Raw genomic sequence first — 16,397 nt, 5'->3', positions numbered from 1 at the left:
GGGAGGCCGGCCAACGTGGGCAGATGGATGCGCCACCGGGTGGAGACCGCACGCAAGGCGGCGGCCACCCGTGGTGACTCCGGCATGACCGCGATCGAGTTCGTGCTGCTCACGCCGGTCCTGTTCTTCATGATCTTCGCTACGGTGCAGTTCGCGCTGTACTTCTTCGCCGACCACGTGGCCCAGGCGGCCGCCCAGGCCGGCGCGCGCAAGGCCCGCGCCACGGCGCACGACTCCCCGGGCGCGTGGCGGGGCGAGGCGCAGGACGTGGTGGACAGCTACATCAGCCAGCTGGGCCCGCAGTTGGTGCTCTCGCCCGACGTCAAGATGCTCCAGCCGGAACAGAACACGGTGGGCGTGGAGATCACGGCCAAGGTGCCGACGGTGTTCCCGGGCCTGGACTTCACGGTGCACGCGCAGTCGGAAGGCCCGGTGGAGAGGTTCGTACGAGAGGATCAGAACTAGCGATGACCCTCTCTGCTCTCAGGGATCTCCTGCACGGGCTCGGCCTGCGGGACGCCGGCGGCCGGCTGCGCGACGACCGCGGCCTGTCCGCGATCGAGGTGGTGATCCTCGCTCCGGTGATGATCCTCTTCATCCTCGTCCTGGTGGCCTTCGGTCAGATGGTGGACGGACGGGGAGCGATCGACGGCGCGGCCCGGGACGCGGCCCGCTCCGGATCCCTCCAGTGGGACGAGGGCAACGCCATGAGCGAGGCACGCAAGGCGGCCGCGGCCGACCTGACGGACGTCTGCTCCGGCGATGTGACCGTGACCAAGACCAGCGCCGGCTTCCAGGACGCCGACTTCTTCACGGTCGAGGTCAGTTGTGAGGTACGGGGCCTGGCCATGCTGGGCCTGAACATCCCGACCCACATGTCGGGCTCGTTCACCGCACCGCTGGACCCGTACAAGAGGAAGGCCTGATGGGCGAGTTGAGAACGCCGGCCAAGGCCGCGGCCGCCCTGCGCACCTGGCTGTCCGCCCGCAGGGCCCACCTCGACGACCGCGGTTCGGGCGCCGGCGCGGTCATCATCTTCGCGCTCGTCTTCCTGTCCCTCTCCGCCTTCGTGATCGACGGCGGCATGTCCATCTCGAAGCGGGAGCGCGCGGCCGACATAGCGGAACAGGCGGCCCGTTACGCCGCCCAGGACATCAACCTCAACGAGATCTACGAGAACCCGGGCGCCGCCGCCCCGATCAACTACCAGAACTGCGACGCCCGCGTGAAGGCCTTCGCCCGCCAGATGGACATGCGGGGCGGGGACATCGCGGCGACCCACTGCGTGGCCGCGGACGCCGAACAGGTCCAGGTAGAGGTCCAGTTGACGTACACGCCCGTCTTCACGGGGATGTTCTACGGCGGTGACGTGGTCGTCCACGGCGACGCGGTGGCCCAGAACGAGGTCGGCTGAGGCCCGACTCCGCCGGAGTCGGGCGGAGCCGGGCCTCGCCCGTTGCCGTGGGACCGGCCGATCGGTTTCCTGTCCCCATGCGGCGCGCCCGACGAACCGGGCGGGCCCAGCGGGTCAGCGGTGAGACCCGGAACCGTTACTGCTCCTGCTCCTGTCCCTGCCCCTGTTCCTGTTCCTGTTCCTGTCCGTGCTCCTGCCCCTGCGCACCTGGGCAGTTGTGCCCGGTGGGCGTGGAGGGCGACGGCGTGCTGGTGCCGGTCCCCGTGCCGGATCCGTGGTCGCTTCCGTGTCCGGGTTCGGTCGTAGTGGACGAGTCGCCGGGGCTGGGCGTGCTCGGCGACGGGGCCGGGGCGTTCTCAACCGGCTCGGGACTTGCGGGGGTTGGGGTCACCGGCTCGGGTGCGGGCGGGGTGGACGGCGCGCTCGGCGACTCGGGTTCGGTGGTGCTGTCGCTGGGGGGAGCCGAAGGCGCGGGGTACTCGGGGGTGTTGCCGGCGGGAGGCGCCGGGGGAACCGAGGGCGCCGAAGGAGCCGACGGGGGCTTCGGGGAGTCCTTCGGCGGATGTGCCGGGGGCTTCGGCGAATCCTTGGGCGGAGCCGGAGGGGCCTTCGGCGCCTCCTTGGGCGGGTCGGCCGGGGCTTCCGGACCCTGCGGCGGCTCGTCGTGGTCTCCACCCGCCGCCGGGGGAGCCGGATCCGGGTCCACGGGGGTGGTCTCGATCGGCTGGTCCGGCTCATCCGGCTCGCCCGGCCCAGTGCCGACCGGCGACGACGGGGAATCGTCCGTCGGCGCTCCCGCCGTCTTCCCACCCGTCGTCACGCGGACCTGCTCAGCGCCGCCCGCACCGTCCGCCCGGGTCGATGTGCCGTTCTTCTCCGACGGCCGGCCCGGCAGGCCCGTCGACGGCGGACCCACCGCCTCGGCCACCGGCTGCCGCGTAACCGGCACCTTGTCGAGGGGTGCGTCGGCCACCGGTGTGCGCTGCGCCGGAGCCGTGGAGCCGTCGATCGAGCCGAGCACCAGCAGGACCGCGGCGACACCGGCCACCACCGCGCCGCCCGCGGCCGCCACCTGCGCCTTCGAGCCGCCGACCGCGACCTGGCGCACTCCGTGCAGCAGCCCACCAGCGTGCCCGCCGCCCGCGGTGAACGCCGCACCGGCGGAACCGGCCGTGAAGGCGAGCAGGAACTTGCCCGCGCCGCCCACCGTGAACACGAGCAGCGCCGGACCGACGAGTGCGGGCAACCGGTCGTTGGCGCTCATCAGGGCGGCCAGCCGCGCCCGGCAGTCGTCGCACGCGTCCACGTGCCCGAGCAGCCGCTCGGACTGCCGTGCCGTGGCGCCACCCCGCACATAGGCGGGCATACGGCTCCAGTGGACCTGGCAGGCGGGATCGTCCGGAGCGCCGGTCTGGGTCTTCAGGAACGCCTGGCGCATGCCCTCGCGGGCGCGGTGCAGCAGTACGGCCGTCGCGCCGTCCCGGGTGCCGAGCTGCGGGCCGATCGCCGCCAGCGGCTGGCCCTCGGCCTCGGCCAGCCACAGCGCCTTCACCCACCGCTCGGGCAACTGGCCCAGCACCCGCACCAACAGGTCGACGGAGGAGACCTGTTCGGCCGGGTCGTCCCCGTGCCCGGGCCCGTGACAGTGCTCGCCCGCCTCGGCCCGCTCGTCGGCGTGCGGATCCCGCGGCGTCTCGCGTACGGCGCTGCCGGCGGCGATCGCGAGATGCCGCACCGTCGTCATCAGATACGCCGGCACGTTGTCGATCTCGTGCCCCGCCGCCAGCCGCCGCCACACCCGGAAGTGCGCCTCGGCGACGAGGTCTTCGGCGGTCCAGGCGTTCCTCGTGAGGGAACGCGCGTACGCGACGAGACGCGGCTGCTGTTCCTCGTAGATCCGGGCGTACGCCGTCGTGGCGGAGGCGGAGGCGGAGGCCGGTGCGGACACCGCGATGGGACCGTCGGACATGGCGGAACGCTCCAGTTGCCTGCAGTGGGGCGAGAAAGGTTTTGTAAGCCTAGATGGCAAAACTTTCAATCAAAGTTTCAGCGTTGAGCCAATGTGACGCACGTCACGAAAATTGTCTTCTGTGGCGGCGTAATGCCGGGCCCCTCCACGTGCTCAAGAGGGGCACAGGCCCAACTGGCCGCCGCCTCATCAGACATGCCCGAAAAGGGAGACCGCTCGTGTACATCGCCCTGGAGCAGCCCACCGGCGCCCACCTGCTCACCCCTGACCATGACGAGCTGGCGGTGCCCGTCACCCTCCGCTACGCCTCCGACGACCCCCTGGCGGTGCACCTCGTCTTCCCCGCCTGGATCTCGTTCGACGGAGAGGAGGTGACATGGACCTTCGCCCGCGGGCTCCTGGAGGAGGGCCTGGGAAACCCGGCCGGCCTCGGCAACGTCCACGTCCGCCCGTGCGGACTGACCCACACGATCGTCGAACTCCGTGCCCCGGAGGGCATAGCCGCGGTCCTCTTCGACTCGACCGACCTCCACCGCTTCCTGCTGCGCTCGTACGAGGTCACGGAGCCGGGCGGCGAACCCCTGGAGCCGGCCCTCGACCAGGGGCTGGCGACTCTGTTCGGCGCCGCGTGAGAGGCGGGAGGATCACTTGCCGCCGTCTCCCTTGCTGCCCGCCCTGTCCTCCTGCTTGACCGCGTCCTCCGCCTTCTTCGCGAGGTCGAGGTCGAGTTTCTTGAACTCGCGTACGACGGCGTCGGACATGTCGGCCAGGGCGTCGAACGACTGGCTGATGTCCTCGCGCCCGTCCTCCCAGTTGGACTCGAAGTCGTCGAGGGCGTCGTTGACGCTGCCGTCGCCGATGTCGTCCTTGTAGGACTCGAAGAGCTTCTTGGTGTGGTTCAGCCGGGCCTTGAGGGACCGCAACCGGCCCCCGTACTCCTCGAGTTCGCCGAGTGGCAGCGCGAGGTCGCTCTTGCCCTTGCCCATGGCTTCCGTCCCCCGATCTCACGATCTCGTAGTCTGGGCCGCACCGTACAACGGAATGATGTCGGCACACGTGATCGACGTCGATCGAGAAAACGGGGAGAACCGGACACGTCATGGCCCGCTACATGGAGGCGCTCACGATCGAGCGCGGAGGTTTCCGGATCAAGGTGCCGGAGTCGTGGTGGGAGTTCGACGTACGGCCGGAGTCCCGTGACGACTCGATCCACCGGATGGTGACCGAACGGGTCCAGCAGCACCCGGAGTTGGCCCAGTATCGGGACACGTACACCGCCTTCCTGCAGAAGGCGGCCGCGGACGCGTGGAAGTCGGGCGCGCTGTACTGCGGTTGCATGGCGGAGAGCTTCGGCGGTGGGACGCCGATCACGGGCTCGGTGACGGTGTCGCTGGTCGGCGGCCGCACCCGCGACGGCGCACCGCTGTCCACGGACCCCTCCGTGATCGCGTCTGCCTTGGCGCCCAAGGAGCCGAAGAACGAGGGCGACTCCTGGCGCAAGGTGACGACGGTCGACATCCCGGGCGTGGGCACCGTGGCCCGCACGTACGGCATCGAGGACATCGCCGTACCGGACGACAGCCTGAACCGCACGATCCGAGCCGTGCTGATGCAGACGTTCATTCCCGTCCCGGGGCAGGAGGGCAAGGTCGCGCTGGTGGCCGGCAGCAGCCAAGTCCTGGACCTGGCCGACTCGTTCTTCGACATCTTCGACGCGATCACGTCGACGTTCCGATTTACGGGCTGAGCTTCGGCACAGCCTGATCGCCTTCACCTCGAATCACCCTGTGGGGCCTGACGACACAGGACGGGGCGTACGACAAGTCAGGGAGTTTCTCGCCCGACGGTGGCTGCGCGTACTTCATGAAGCAGCTCAACGAGTGAGAAGGAGTGAGTGGCGTGACGGGCGCGACGGGGAACGGCCGGGCTCGGCGGGGCGGGAAGCGGTCACCGCGCGACGTGTTCCGGGCCGCCCCGGAGACCAAGGCCGTGTGGAACGAACTGCCGCAGCCGGTGCTGGAGGCTGTCGCCGGGTGCGATGCGGAGCGGTTGGAGGTGGAGAGAGCACGGGTCGCACCACATCTGCGCGAGAAGATCACGGCACCCGTCTACTCGGTGGCCGACCGTTTCGCGTCCTGGGAACGCCTGGTGCGCAGGATGGAACCGGGATGGTCGAGCGATGACTTCTACCCCATCAGCGCCTACGGCAACGACCTGGATTCCCGTGACGCACTGGAGGAGTTGATGTACGCCATGCCGGTGGAAGCACGCGAGGGCGCCTTGGGCAAGCTGCTGGCACGGCTGGATGCTCGGTTCCGTGCTGCCAGTGCCCCGGATCCGGAGCGTACGCTGCGCCCCTGGGTACGCCCGACGATGGACAGGCCTGAGTCCGATGACGGCGACTGGTGGAAGCGGAAGCCCGTGCGCGTTCCTTGGGACGACTGATCACGGGGCATGGCCATGGCCACATAGTTCCGGCGATCCGTCCCGTCCCCCATTTGGACTAGCCGGCTTGGACGGTTGATAGACCGGTTCTGATTGGCCCCGATCTCGTCCAGGGCATGCATCCCGTAGTCGAATCTCGACGAGACGGTGGTCGACATGGGCAGGCGGCGAGATGGCCCGAGTTCAATCACGGAGAGTTCGCCGCGACGTCGGTCCCAGCATCCCGCGGGCCCCTTCCACACGACTGATCTTCACTTCGAACGTAAGAACCAGGTAAGTTCGCGTGTGCATAGGGTTGTTGATGGTGTGCGCGTGACGGGGGTTGCGGTATGGCGGGACATCGGCCGCGGGACTGGCATGTCCTGGATCTGGACAAGGACCCGACGCCGGGCGACCCCGAGCGCGTGAAGACGCTGGCCAGGACGCTTCATGACTTCGCGGACGACGTGTCCGACGCGTTGAAGATCGTCAAGGGGATGGCGGAGGAGGACACGGCCCTGAAGTGGGCCGGCAAGTCCGCGGAGGTGTTCAAGGACGAGTTCTCCGGTGTCCCGAAGAACCTCAAGAAGCTGAAGAAGTCGTACGACTTGTGCGGCGACGCGCTGGCGGCGTACTGGCCGAAGCTGGAGCGGGCGCAGGCGCTTGCGGACAAGGCGCTGGCCAAGGGCCGTGAGGCGCAGCACGACCTGTCGTCGGCCAAGTCCCGTCTGTCGTCGGCTGATTCGTGGGTGACCCGGGCCACTAAGGAGGCCGACAAGTACAAGGACGACCCGACCGGCAGCAAGTCCGATGCGGACAAGCCGGACGAGTCGAAGGTCCGTGCCGCCACCCGGGATGCCCAGCACGCCAAGTCGGCCCACACCAAGGCGCAGTCGGACGTGACGGATGCGCAGGATGCCTTGTCCGCGGCGAAGAAGATGGCCGCGGACGCTCGCAAGATGCGCGAGGACGCGGCGCGGGAGGCGAAGCAGAAGATCGACGAGGCGTCGGATGCGGGCATTCAGAACCGGTCGTGGTGGGAGGACGTCGGGGACTGGTTCGAGGACAACTGGGACACGATCGTCACGGTCTGCAAGGTCGTCGTCGCGGTGGTCGGCATCATCGCGATGATCATCGGGGGGCCGATTCTGGGTGCGATCGTGCTGATCGCGGCCCTCGTTGTGCTTGCCGACACGCTTTACAAATACTCCAAAGGCCAAGCGTCGCTATGGGACGTGGCTTTCGCTGCACTGGACTGCATACCTGGCATGAAGGGGCTCACCACGCTGGGGGGTCTCGCCAAGGGTATGAAGGCTTTCGGCAAGACCGGCCTCAAAGGTATGGCTCTCGGGGTGCGCGGGTTCGGCAAGACCGCGCGTGTGCTGGGCCGGCAGATGAAGAAGCTCGTCACCCGTGGGGACCCGGTCGACCTGGCCACCGGCGAGATGGTCATGTCCGCTACGGACGTGGCGCTTGACGGTGCTCTCCCCCTTCTCCTGGAACGCCACTACCGCACACGGGTCCGCAGCGGACGCCTTCTCGGCCCGAGTTGGACGTGCACGCTCGACCAGCGCCTGCTGCTCGACCCGACCGGCGTCCGGTTCACCGCCGACGACGGCATGGTGCTGCACTACCCGGTCCCGGACGCGGACGTTTCCGTTCTGCCGGTCGAGGGCCCGGCCTGGCCGCTGAGCTGGGACGGAACCGCCGAGGGCGAGTTTGTGCTGCACCGGCCTGAGACAGGCCACACCCTGCGCTTCCGGCCTCTGGCCAACCGACCGACCGCCGAACTTCCACTGGCGGCGATCAGCGACCGCAACGGCAACACGATCGGGGTGACCTACCGGGCGGACGGAATGCCCGAGGAGGTCGTCCACCATGGCGGCTACCGCATAGGTGTGACCTGCGAGAACGGCAGAATCACGGAACTGACCCTGCGCAGCCACCCCGAGCAGCCGAACATCGTCCGCTACGGCTACGACGATCGCGGCAACCTGTCGGCGATCCACAACTCCTCCGGTCTGCCGCTGAAGTTCGCCTACGACGAGAACCGACGCATCACGGGATGGAAGGATCGCAACGGAGTCCGTTACCGCTTCGACTACGACGACGCCGGCCGCTGCGTGGCCGGTCACGGCATGGACGGGTTCCTCTCCTACACGTTCGCGTACGACGAGGACGCTCACCGCACCGTCGCCGTCGACTCGCTGGGCCACGCCACTCATTACCGATTCAACGACGCCTACCAGCTCGTCGAGGAGACTGACGCGCTCGGCCACGCGGTCACCCAGGAGTGGGATCACAGGGACCGGCTGCTCAGCCGTACCGACCAGCTGGGCCGCTCCCTCCGCGTGGAGTGGGACGAGGCGGGCCGCCCGACCGCTGTCCGGCTGCCCGACGGCTCCGTCTCGACGACCCGCTACAACGACCTCGGCCTTCCGATCGAGATCACCGAGTACGACGGAGCCGTCCTGCGGCAGGAGTGGGACGAACGCGGCAACTGCACGTCACTGACGACCGCTGACGGGGCCACCACGGTCTTCGCCCGGGAGCCGACTGGAGCCCTGGCCACGCTGACGGACGCGTCGGGTGCCGTCTATCGCTTCGCCAACAACCCGGTCGGACAAGCGACCTTGGCCACCGATCCGCTCGGAGCGGCCTCCGCGTACACGTACGACCCTTTCGGTCGATGCACCGCTGTCGTCGACCCCCTGGGCGGGCAGACCCGGCGGACCTGGTCCACGGACGGTCACCTCACCTCGCGGACCAACCCCGATGGCAGCGTGGAGCGGTGGACCTACGACGGCGAGGGCAACCAGCTCACCCACACCGACGCACTGGGCAGGACCACCTGCTTCACTTACGGCGCCTTCGACCTGCTCACCTCGCGCACAACGCCGGACGGGGTCCGCTACACCTTCACCCACGACACCGAGCTGCGGCTGATCCAGGTGACCGGTATGCGCGGTCTGACCTGGGACTACCGCTACGACGCGGTGGGCAACCTGGTGTCGGAGACGGACTTCGACGGCCGCACGCTCATTTACACCTACGACCCGGCGCGCCAGCTGCTGAGCCGCACGAACGCCGTCGGACAGGCGGCCTGTTTCTCCTACGACGAGGTCGGCAACCAGGTCCGGGCGACCCTGGACGGAAGGACGACCACCTACCTCCACGACCGTGCCGGTCGGCTCCTGCGGGCCGTGGGACCGGACGCCACGCTCACGTACGACTACGACCTCGGCGGTCGCATCACGGCTGAGACGGTCGACGGTCGGGTCTTCACCACGGCCTACGACGTCTTGGGCCGCCCTGCGCGCCGGACCACACCGAGCGGCGCCGTCACCAGGTACGCGTACAACGCTGCAGGACACCGCACAGAGCTCACGGCTGCCAACCGCACACTGGCCTTCGCGCACGACAGCCTCGGCCGAGAAACCACCAGGCGATTCGGCACCGACCTCACTCTCACCCTCGCGTGGGACGCAGGAGACCGCCTCACCACTCAGCAGCTGACGTCCTCCACCGGCTCTCGCCCGCTGACGCACCGCACCTACACATACCGGCCGGACGGCCACGTGACCGCGCTGGACGACCGCGTGGCGGGACACCGCACGTTCGACCTCGACCCGGCGGGACGCGTCCTGGCAGTGCGCGCGGGGGAGTGGACGGAGTCGTACGCCTACGACGAGCAGGGCAACCAGACGCGGGCCGCATGGCCGGACCGGTACCCCGCCCAGGAGAGTCGCGGCGACCGCGTCCACCGCGGCAACCACGTTCTGCGCGCGGGTGGCGTCCACTACGAGTACGACGCTGCCGGTCGCGTAGTGACGCGCCGCAGGACACGGTTGTCGCGCAAGCCCGACGTCTGGCACTACACCTGGGACGCCGACGACCGGCTCACCTCGGTCGTCACGCCAGACCGCACGGTCTGGCGCTACCTCTACGACCCGCTGGGACGCCGCGTCGCCAAGCAGCGCCTGACCGTCGACGGACACGGCGTTGCCGAGGAGACCCGGTTCACCTGGGACGGCACCCACCTGGTGGAGCAGACCACGACTCGGGCAGGTTTCCCCGAGACATCCACGCTCACCTGGGAACGCGACGGCGTTCGGCCGTTGGCCCAGCGAGAGCGCACCACCCTGGTCGACGTACCGCAGGAGGTCGTCGACGAACGGTTCTACGCCATCGTCACCGACCTCATCGGCACCCCGACCGAGCTCGTCTCCGAGAGCGGCGAAATCGCCTGGCACGCCGATGCCACGCTCTGGGGCCTCACAGCGTGGGACGACGCATACGAGACGTCGACCCCACTGCGCTTCCCAGGCCAGTACTACGACCCGGAGTCTCAGCTCCACCACAACTTCTTCCGGTACTACGACCCGGTCGCCGCGACATACCTCAGCGCAGACCCGCTGGGGCTGGACGCGGGCCCGAACCCGCGAGCCTACGTGCCCAACCCGCTGTCGTGGCTCGACTACCTGGGGCTTCTCACCTGTGCCGAGAACGCCGACCTGCTGGCGAAGAACCTGGCGCGAGAGGGGCGGGCGAAGAGCGCGGGCGAAGCTGCGGCACACATTGTGCCGTCCGGCATGAAGCGCAATGGAGCGGCACAGGCCCGGGCGCTGCTGGAGAAGTACGGCGTTGACATCAACGACGCGGTAAACGGGATCCCTCTGGGGCACCCGCGACCCCACAACTTCACGCACCGCAAGATGTTCCTGCAGCGCCTGAACACGCATCTGCACGACTTGACAGACAGGATGACGGCCGACGGCTACGGAGCGCGTGCCATCCGCGGGGCCTTGCGTGGGGAACTTCGCACCATCGGGCAGCAGGTCGAGAGAGAGCTGGCGAGCGGGCAGCCGTCGGCCAACGCGGTGTGGACGGCACCATGATGGACCATACCGAGGTGACAACGAATACGGATGGTGACGCAATGGCTGACATGCCCGAGAAGGGGCTGTCGGTGTACCGACTCCTGCCGAGCCTGAGCGAATACCAGGGCCTGCATCTCGACAGTTCCGACATGACTCGGCTGATGCGCTGGCAACGTACCGGAGCCGAAGCGGACCGGCCCTCTCGGCTACGTGCCGAATGGCTGGGTGAGCGTCACTGGTCCAAGAGTGAGTTTCCCTCTGGTCGCCCAGGCGCTCCCGTCCTCAGCCGGCGTCTTGCAGAGAGCCTCGGAGACCAGTTGCTTGCGGCCGGCAGCCTGGTACCTGTCGACATCGAGGGCGCCAAGGATGACGTGTACTTCCTCTATCTGGTTGAGCAGGTGGTCGACTGCCTCGACACGCGGAGGTCGTCGAAGCCGAACCGGAACGGCGAGATCAAGAAGGCGGTGTTCCTCCAGCAAGCATTGCCCGAGCAATTGCCGGCCTTCCGACTGCCGCAATCCCCCCGCGCTGTCCAGTGGAACGGCTGGGCTGCCGACCAACTTGTCGAACTGACGGGCGACGAGATCGAGGTGCGTCTTACTTGGTCCGAGAACCCGCAGGTCACCCCGCATCCTGACCCTTGGGGCATCTGATCCGACCCACTCTCCACTTGAGTCCGCCCGGGCGGAAGGGACAGTGCCCTGGGCCGGATCCTTCGCGTCGCGTATGGCTACTCAGGTGTGGCGGTTCGCTATCTCTACGCAGTCGCTCGTCGTCGCTGCCGTGCGTATGGCAGGGACGGATGGTGACGCTGTGGCTGACGGGCCTGAAAAGGGTCTGTCGGTGTACCGGCTCATGCCGAGCCTGAGTGATTACCAGACACTGAGTCTCAACAATTTCGATGTGCGAGGGCTCATGCGCTGGCAGCGTGCAGGAGGTGAAGCAGACCGTCCCATGCGGCTGCGTGCCGAATGGTTGGGTGAGCGCCGTTGGTCCAAGAGCGAGTTTCCCACTGGTTACCACGGTGCTCCCGTGCTGAGCCGCCGCCTTGCTGAGCGCTTTGGGGACGAGTTGCTTGCAGCCGGCAGTTTCGTGCCGGTCGACATCGACGGCGCGAAGGACGACGAGTACTGCCTCTACCTGGTGGAAGAGGTGGTCGACTGTCTGGACCTGCGCCGGTCGTCCAAGCCGAAGAAGATGGACGGGGAAGTGAAAAAGGCGGTGTTCCGTGTCGAAGCTATGCCCACGCATCTCCCGGCCTTCCGCCTGCCGCAATTCCCCGGTGCAGTCCAATGGAACGGCTGGGCGGCCGACCGGCTCTGTGACCTCACAGGGGACCAGATCGAGAAACGCCTGCTCTGGTCCGAAGACCCAACGGACAAGCCGCATCCGGACCCCTGGGGCATCTGATCTGCCTCGTCCTCCGCGTGAGGCCGGCCGGGCGGGGTCAGACGGATGGACGCGGAGCGTCCGCCTGGATGGCCTTGATGAGCGCGGTGAAGGCGCCGAGAGGGAAGGAGAGGGTGCCTTGGGCCGGGGCCTTCGAGTCGCGTATCGCTACTCGGGTGTGCAGGTCTGCTATCTCCACGCAGGCGTTGCCTTCACCACCGCCTGAGAAGGACGACTTCCGCCAGGTGTCGGGAGTGTTCATGGGGTGTTTTACAGCTCCTTCGCCAGCCTGTTGATGAAGTCACGCGAACGCTCAGGTTCGAGCGACACCGCTTCTACTCTACGGAAGAGCGTTCGAAAGCGGCTGAGTTGGGCTTCGGCGTCAACAAAGACTGTGCCGTTGGGTCCGTCGCGCACCACCGAGTCCAGCTTGGGCAAAGGGCCGCCCGCGTACACCATGGCGCTTCCGGCGCCGGCGAAACCGTCCAGGTCGAGGGGGATGACGCGCACGGTGATGTGGTCGGCTTCGGAGAGCTCCAGGATGCGGGCGATCTGAGCACGTGCCGAGGCACGGTCGCCGACCCTGATACGGAGTGCCGCTTCGTGGATCACGGTCTCGTACGGGGTGGGATCGGCGCGTTCAATGATGGCCTTCCGCTTCATGCGGTGCTCCACCCAGCGTTCCATCTCGCTCGCTGGGTACTCCGGGTTCATGTAGGAGAAGAGCGCGTGCGCGTAGTCCTGGGTCTGCAGTAGGCCTGGGACGTGCAAAAAGTCCACGTCCCACCTGTAGTGGGCGTGATGCTCCAACTCGGCGAGATCAAGGAACGGCGTGGGTAGTAGGCCTCGGGACTCCTCCCACCAGCCGCGTGTTCGGTCGGTCGCCATCGCTGTGAGCGCCGAAACCAACTCTTCGTCTGTGCAGGCGTAATGGGCGGCAATTCGCCGCACGCGTTCCTCGCTCACGCCTGCGATACCTGCCTCGACCTGACTCATCTGGACGGAGTTGGTTCCGAGCAGGCTCGCCGCCTCCGTCGCTTTGAGGCCGGCCGTCTCGCGTAGTTTCCGCAGCTCTGCGCCCAGGCGGACTTGACGTGCCGTGGGCTGCCGTCTGGGTGGCATGGCTTCCTCCTTGCCTTCAACAGCCTTGGTTGAGCGACTCGTTCGGGGCCAGATTACGCGGTCGGCTTGCTATGGAATAAATCTATGCCATACCGTCAGTGACGCGACGTGCACGCTGCGGAACTCTCGGGGCTCTGGAAGCGCACCGCTCCGTCATGCCATGACGGCAGCGGCACTGCCACCACCCGCGACCGCGGTGAGATCCGCCAACTCCCCCCTGCTCAAGAGGAGTTCAGTCATGCCCGAAAACGAGTCCGAGCCCTGGGAGTACTCCCTCTACATCCCGAACGACCCCCGAGCCGTCACGGTCTGCCGCCGCACCCTCCGCCTGATCCTCACGATGCACGGCCTGATCCGACTGGTCGACACCGCCGAGCTGCTCGCGACGGAGCTGGTCTCCAACGCCGTACGCCATACCAAAGGGCCCGCTGCCCTACGTGTGCGCTGGTCGGCCGGCGTGCTGCGGATCGGGGCGTGGGACGCGAGTCCTGAACCGCCCGAGCCGCCGGGGGTGTTGGAACTCCTCGCCGATGTGGAGGAGGGGCGCGGGCTGGCCCTCGTCCGCGCATGCGCCGATGTCTGGGGCTGGCAGCCGCTGACGAGACACGGCAATCGCGGCAAGTACGTGTGGTGTGACCTCGTTGTGGCGTAGCGGGTTGACCACGTCGGCGGTTCACGCGACGAGTGCAGCGAACTTGTTCGCCGACGGCACGACCTGAGCCGGTCGTGTCATCGGCAGTCATCCGTGAAGACGCCTCATCGCGAGCAATCGCCCCTCTCGCCCTTGGTCGAGACGTTCTGCCAGACGCCCTGCGTGTTCTTGCCCAGGCTGACGACATAGCTGACGTGCGGGTCCGTCCCGGCCGGATTGCCCAGCACTTCCTTGGTCTTGCGGTTCCTCGTGTAGGCCTTGCTCTCGTCGGTGCAGTACGAAAGGGACGCCGCCTTCTTGTCGGCGGAGAGGATGACCTTGGGGTCGAATGCGGGCAGTTTGCCGAACACCGTGAGGTTCTTGCTCGTGTACGTCTTGATCCACTGCTGCGACTGCATGATGGCGGTGTTGGTGTCGTAGAACGCGAGGGCCGTACCACCGTCGGGCTCGTTCGCGATGATCGCCGCGTACCCCGCCCGGAGTTCTTCCTTGGCGTCGTTGAGCACCGCCTGCTTCACCGGGTCGCCGCTCTTCCAGTTCTCGAACGTGAGCTGGAAGTTGCTCGGCAGTGTGATCACCGGGCGCTGGACGTCGTCGGACGGCGTTGAACTCGAAACGGCAGCTGAAACGGACGGACTGCTTGGCCTCGCATCCGTGGCCTTGGTGTCGTCCGACGACGAGTTGTCGCTCCCGCCGCACGCGGTGAGCAGGAGCGCCGCAGCGGCACTGAAAGTGGCGGCGGTTGTGGTCCGGGCGCGGCGGGGCACGGTGGAACTCTCCTGGGGGGTGGCGCGTGCAACAGTGAACGAGGCCCGCTGACTCAGCGGTTGACGGCCTGGATCTCCTGGACGTTCATGTCCTGGGTCGTGTCGAAGGTGCCGTTGGGGAGGTCGCCCTGCGCTCCGCCCGTGCCTTCCCACGAGATCTGCCAGGTGATGCTGGCCTTCAGGTGGTACGGCGTGCCGTTCGTGGCGTGGAGGTAAGTGATGCCGCAGGACGGGGTCTTGTTGGCGTCGCCCTGTTCGTACGGCGTGCCGATCGAGCCGTCGTCGTTGATCGTGCAGTCGCCCGACGCGGGGTACGTCGTCGCGTCCTCCGTGCCCGGGTCCAGGTGGAGGGCGACCGGCTTGGCGGTCGTCACGGCGTAGAGATTGGTGCGGGGGAGTTCGGCGCGGACCTTGATCTCCCGGAAGGTGCCCTTGTCCAGCCAGGCCCAAGTGGGCAGGTTCACCGTGGACTTGGTGGTGGGCTTGAGCTCGATCTCGGTGTCGGGGACCTTGACCTGGTTGTAGGCGTACTCGGCGAGCATCTTCGGCGTGGGGGCGTGGGCGACCTTGGGGACCACCCCGGCGTCCTGCCAGAACATGATCTTGCCGCAGTCCCAGGACTCGGGAGCGCTGTCATCTGGCGCAACGCTGCGCCAGAAATAGCCGTGCTTGCCGATGTTGTAGTTCTTGTAGCCCTCGGCGGTGCTCTGTTCGTCGTCGAAGTTGGTCTCCGGCTTGCCGTCCTGGTAGTGGTTCGTCCACAACTCCTTGCCGAACCAGGACTCGTGGATGCCCACGTCCCCGTCGCCGTCGTTCGTGTCGACGAAGTCCTTCAGCTCCTGGCCGGTGAAGACGGGCTCGTACCAGCACGCCGGCGGCTTCCAGTTGACGTCCACGGAGGAGAGGTTGCCGCGCTTGCCCCCGGTGGGGCCGCTCACCTGGCGGACCTTGATGTGGGAGTAGGTGGCGGAGGCGTAGATGTCCTTGCCGTGCTTACCGCCGGAGGTGGGCGGTGCGGGCGTTGTGGGCCCGGGCGTGTCATTGGCATGGGCGGTGCCGCCGCTGACCAGCGCCAAGGCGATGGCGGCAGGCAAGGTCAAGCGCCGGGAGAGCCTGTGCTTCGTCACTTCTGGCACTCCTTCGCCTTCCCCTTGACCTCCACGACCGATGCTTTCCAGGCCTTGGAGGAGCCGGTGGGCGCGAACATGAGCAGCTGGTATTTCACGTAGCTGTCCAGGTTCTCCTCGGTGTAGAGGATCTTGCCGCTCTTGATTTCCTTGCTGTACGACTTGCCCTGGTTCCGGCAGAAGGTGACGAGTTCGCGCTTGCCGCCGCTCAACGCAGTGACGTCCGCGTCGTAGTACTTGTCCGTCCCCGTGACGGTCCAGCTTCCCTTCACCCAGGCCTGGATCTGCGACTTGGCGTACTGCGCAGCCTGGCCGCTCGAGTAGTACTGGTACGCGGGGTCGTTCGGATCCTGCTTGGAGATGCCGTGTTTCAGGGCCCGGATGTAGTTCTCCGCGTCGGAAAGAGCTGACGCCTGCTTCGCGTCGGACGGTGCATCGAAGTCGAAGACCAGGTGGAAGTCGCTGGGGACGCTGACGTCGGGAGCGTCGGCGTCAGCCGAAGCCGAAGCCGAAGGACTCCCCGACCCCGTACCCGCCCCCTTGATGTCATCCGAAGACGACTTGTCACCCCCACCGCACCCGGTGAGCAAAAGTGCTGCCGCTGCAGTGAGCGCGGCGGCAGTAGTCGGCAGTGCGCGGCGGGCCACGGTTGA

The 16,397-nt window shown here is 67.5% G+C and carries 18 protein-coding genes; 11 read left to right on the top strand and 7 right to left on the bottom strand.

The window, feature by feature from the left end; translation table 11 throughout:
* The first annotated feature begins 27 nt into the window (after positions 1 to 27).
* Genes OG303_RS21910 through OG303_RS21900 form a run of 3 tightly spaced genes read left to right on the top strand, consistent with a single transcriptional unit; the run spans position 28 to position 1,414 of the window.
* A complete protein-coding gene (locus tag OG303_RS21910) occupies positions 28 to 465 on the top strand; it encodes a TadE/TadG family type IV pilus assembly protein (protein WP_405877409.1) in 438 nt (145 codons plus the stop codon).
* 2 nt (positions 466 to 467) lie between these two features.
* Positions 468 to 926 carry a TadE/TadG family type IV pilus assembly protein gene (locus tag OG303_RS21905; protein ID WP_405870236.1) on the top strand — a complete coding sequence of 153 codons (459 nt, stop codon included), beginning with the start codon at positions 468 to 470 and terminating at the stop codon, positions 924 to 926.
* Positions 926 to 1,414, top strand: coding sequence for a pilus assembly protein TadG-related protein (locus OG303_RS21900; RefSeq protein WP_405870235.1), 489 nt, complete (start codon positions 926 to 928; stop codon positions 1,412 to 1,414). Before OG303_RS21905 ends, OG303_RS21900 begins: the two co-directional genes overlap by 1 nt.
* A 136-nt stretch (positions 1,415 to 1,550) precedes the next feature.
* Here the strand turns inward: OG303_RS21900 and OG303_RS21895 are convergent, their stop codons facing one another.
* Complete coding sequence (locus tag OG303_RS21895) at positions 1,551 to 3,383, bottom strand: sigma-70 family RNA polymerase sigma factor (protein WP_405870233.1); 1,833 nt, start codon at positions 3,381 to 3,383, stop codon at positions 1,551 to 1,553.
* A 218-nt stretch (positions 3,384 to 3,601) separates the two neighbouring features.
* Between OG303_RS21895 and OG303_RS21890 the strand changes: the two genes are divergently transcribed.
* A complete protein-coding gene (locus OG303_RS21890; protein WP_405870231.1) occupies positions 3,602 to 4,015 on the top strand; it encodes an SsgA family sporulation/cell division regulator in 414 nt (137 codons plus the stop codon).
* 12 nt (positions 4,016 to 4,027) lie between these two features.
* On the opposite strand, the gene OG303_RS21885 is transcribed toward OG303_RS21890, so the two are convergent.
* A complete protein-coding gene (locus tag OG303_RS21885; protein WP_405870230.1) occupies positions 4,028 to 4,369 on the bottom strand; it encodes a hypothetical protein in 342 nt (113 codons plus the stop codon).
* 113 nt (positions 4,370 to 4,482) lie between these two features.
* Between OG303_RS21885 and OG303_RS21880 the strand changes: the two genes are divergently transcribed.
* The 5 genes from OG303_RS21880 to OG303_RS21860 all read left to right on the top strand — a co-directional run bounded on the left by OG303_RS21880 (position 4,483) and on the right by OG303_RS21860 (position 12,097).
* Positions 4,483 to 5,130, top strand: coding sequence for a hypothetical protein (locus OG303_RS21880; RefSeq protein WP_405870228.1), 648 nt, complete (start codon positions 4,483 to 4,485; stop codon positions 5,128 to 5,130).
* A 152-nt stretch (positions 5,131 to 5,282) separates the two neighbouring features.
* Positions 5,283 to 5,828 (top strand): hypothetical protein, encoded by a 546-nt coding sequence (locus tag OG303_RS21875; protein ID WP_405870227.1) that lies wholly within the window; start codon positions 5,283 to 5,285, stop codon positions 5,826 to 5,828.
* 329 nt (positions 5,829 to 6,157) lie between these two features.
* Entirely contained in the window at positions 6,158 to 10,705 is a 4,548-nt protein-coding gene (locus OG303_RS21870; protein WP_405870225.1) for a DUF6531 domain-containing protein, read from the top strand.
* A gap of 41 nt (positions 10,706 to 10,746) precedes the next feature.
* Entirely contained in the window at positions 10,747 to 11,340 is a 594-nt protein-coding gene (locus tag OG303_RS21865) for a hypothetical protein (RefSeq protein WP_405870224.1), read from the top strand.
* Positions 11,341 to 11,500: 160 nt separating this feature from the next.
* Positions 11,501 to 12,097 (top strand): hypothetical protein, encoded by a 597-nt coding sequence (locus OG303_RS21860; RefSeq protein ID WP_405870223.1) that lies wholly within the window; start codon positions 11,501 to 11,503, stop codon positions 12,095 to 12,097.
* 37 nt (positions 12,098 to 12,134) lie between these two features.
* On the opposite strand, the gene OG303_RS21855 is transcribed toward OG303_RS21860, so the two are convergent.
* Entirely contained in the window at positions 12,135 to 12,338 is a 204-nt protein-coding gene (locus OG303_RS21855; protein ID WP_405870222.1) for a DUF397 domain-containing protein, read from the bottom strand.
* Between the two features lie 8 nt (positions 12,339 to 12,346).
* Positions 12,347 to 13,198, bottom strand: a complete 852-nt coding sequence (locus tag OG303_RS21850; RefSeq protein ID WP_405870221.1) for a helix-turn-helix domain-containing protein — start codon at positions 13,196 to 13,198, stop codon at positions 12,347 to 12,349.
* A 238-nt stretch (positions 13,199 to 13,436) separates the two neighbouring features.
* Here OG303_RS21850 and OG303_RS21845 point away from each other — a divergent pair, with 238 nt between their 5' ends.
* On the top strand, positions 13,437 to 13,850 hold the full coding sequence (locus OG303_RS21845) for an ATP-binding protein (protein WP_405870219.1): 414 nt from the start codon (positions 13,437 to 13,439) through the stop codon (positions 13,848 to 13,850).
* Between the two features lie 104 nt (positions 13,851 to 13,954).
* On the opposite strand, the gene OG303_RS21840 is transcribed toward OG303_RS21845, so the two are convergent.
* Positions 13,955 to 14,428 carry a hypothetical protein gene (locus tag OG303_RS21840; RefSeq protein ID WP_405870218.1) on the bottom strand — a complete coding sequence of 158 codons (474 nt, stop codon included), beginning with the start codon at positions 14,426 to 14,428 and terminating at the stop codon, positions 13,955 to 13,957.
* Between OG303_RS21840 and OG303_RS21835 the strand changes: the two genes are divergently transcribed.
* The gene (locus OG303_RS21835; RefSeq protein WP_405870217.1) at positions 14,397 to 14,669 is read left to right on the top strand and encodes a hypothetical protein; all 273 of its coding nucleotides are present in this window, start codon (positions 14,397 to 14,399) and stop codon (positions 14,667 to 14,669) included. The two genes, OG303_RS21840 and OG303_RS21835, sit on opposite strands and share 32 nt — an antisense overlap.
* A 1-nt stretch (position 14,670) precedes the next feature.
* Here the strand turns inward: OG303_RS21835 and OG303_RS21830 are convergent, their stop codons facing one another.
* Both OG303_RS21830 and OG303_RS21825 read right to left on the bottom strand, forming a co-directional pair.
* Positions 14,671 to 15,744, bottom strand: coding sequence for a hypothetical protein (locus OG303_RS21830; RefSeq protein ID WP_405870216.1), 1,074 nt, complete (start codon positions 15,742 to 15,744; stop codon positions 14,671 to 14,673).
* Positions 15,741 to 16,391: a hypothetical protein gene (locus OG303_RS21825; RefSeq protein ID WP_405870214.1), complete on the bottom strand. Its 651-nt coding sequence runs from the start codon at positions 16,389 to 16,391 to the stop codon at positions 15,741 to 15,743. The genes OG303_RS21830 and OG303_RS21825 overlap by 4 nt, the downstream gene beginning before the upstream one ends.
* Positions 16,392 to 16,397 lie beyond the last annotated feature (6 nt).

Source organism: Streptomyces sp. NBC_00005 (assembly GCF_045160215.1).
GTDB lineage: Bacteria > Actinomycetota > Actinomycetes > Streptomycetales > Streptomycetaceae > Streptomyces.
This window is presented reverse-complemented; position numbering and strand designations above follow the sequence as displayed.

What these genes read in the sequence shown, in the direction of transcription:
- OG303_RS21855 (WP_405870222.1), bottom strand. Translation starts at nt 12,338, where the DNA reads ATGAACACTCCCGACACCTGGCGGAAGTCGTCCTTCTCAGGCGGTGGT.
- OG303_RS21850 (WP_405870221.1), bottom strand. Translation starts at nt 13,198, where the DNA reads ATGCCACCCAGACGGCAGCCCACGGCACGTCAAGTCCGCCTGGGCGCA.
- OG303_RS21910 (WP_405877409.1), top strand. Translation starts at nt 28, where the DNA reads ATGCGCCACCGGGTGGAGACCGCACGCAAGGCGGCGGCCACCCGTGGT.
- OG303_RS21905 (WP_405870236.1), top strand. Translation starts at nt 468, where the DNA reads ATGACCCTCTCTGCTCTCAGGGATCTCCTGCACGGGCTCGGCCTGCGG.
- OG303_RS21895 (WP_405870233.1), bottom strand. Translation starts at nt 3,383, where the DNA reads ATGTCCGACGGTCCCATCGCGGTGTCCGCACCGGCCTCCGCCTCCGCC.
- OG303_RS21900 (WP_405870235.1), top strand. Translation starts at nt 926, where the DNA reads ATGGGCGAGTTGAGAACGCCGGCCAAGGCCGCGGCCGCCCTGCGCACC.
- OG303_RS21865 (WP_405870224.1), top strand. Translation starts at nt 10,747, where the DNA reads ATGGCTGACATGCCCGAGAAGGGGCTGTCGGTGTACCGACTCCTGCCG.
- OG303_RS21885 (WP_405870230.1), bottom strand. Translation starts at nt 4,369, where the DNA reads ATGGGCAAGGGCAAGAGCGACCTCGCGCTGCCACTCGGCGAACTCGAG.
- OG303_RS21880 (WP_405870228.1), top strand. Translation starts at nt 4,483, where the DNA reads ATGGCCCGCTACATGGAGGCGCTCACGATCGAGCGCGGAGGTTTCCGG.
- OG303_RS21870 (WP_405870225.1), top strand. Translation starts at nt 6,158, where the DNA reads ATGGCGGGACATCGGCCGCGGGACTGGCATGTCCTGGATCTGGACAAG.
- OG303_RS21845 (WP_405870219.1), top strand. Translation starts at nt 13,437, where the DNA reads ATGCCCGAAAACGAGTCCGAGCCCTGGGAGTACTCCCTCTACATCCCG.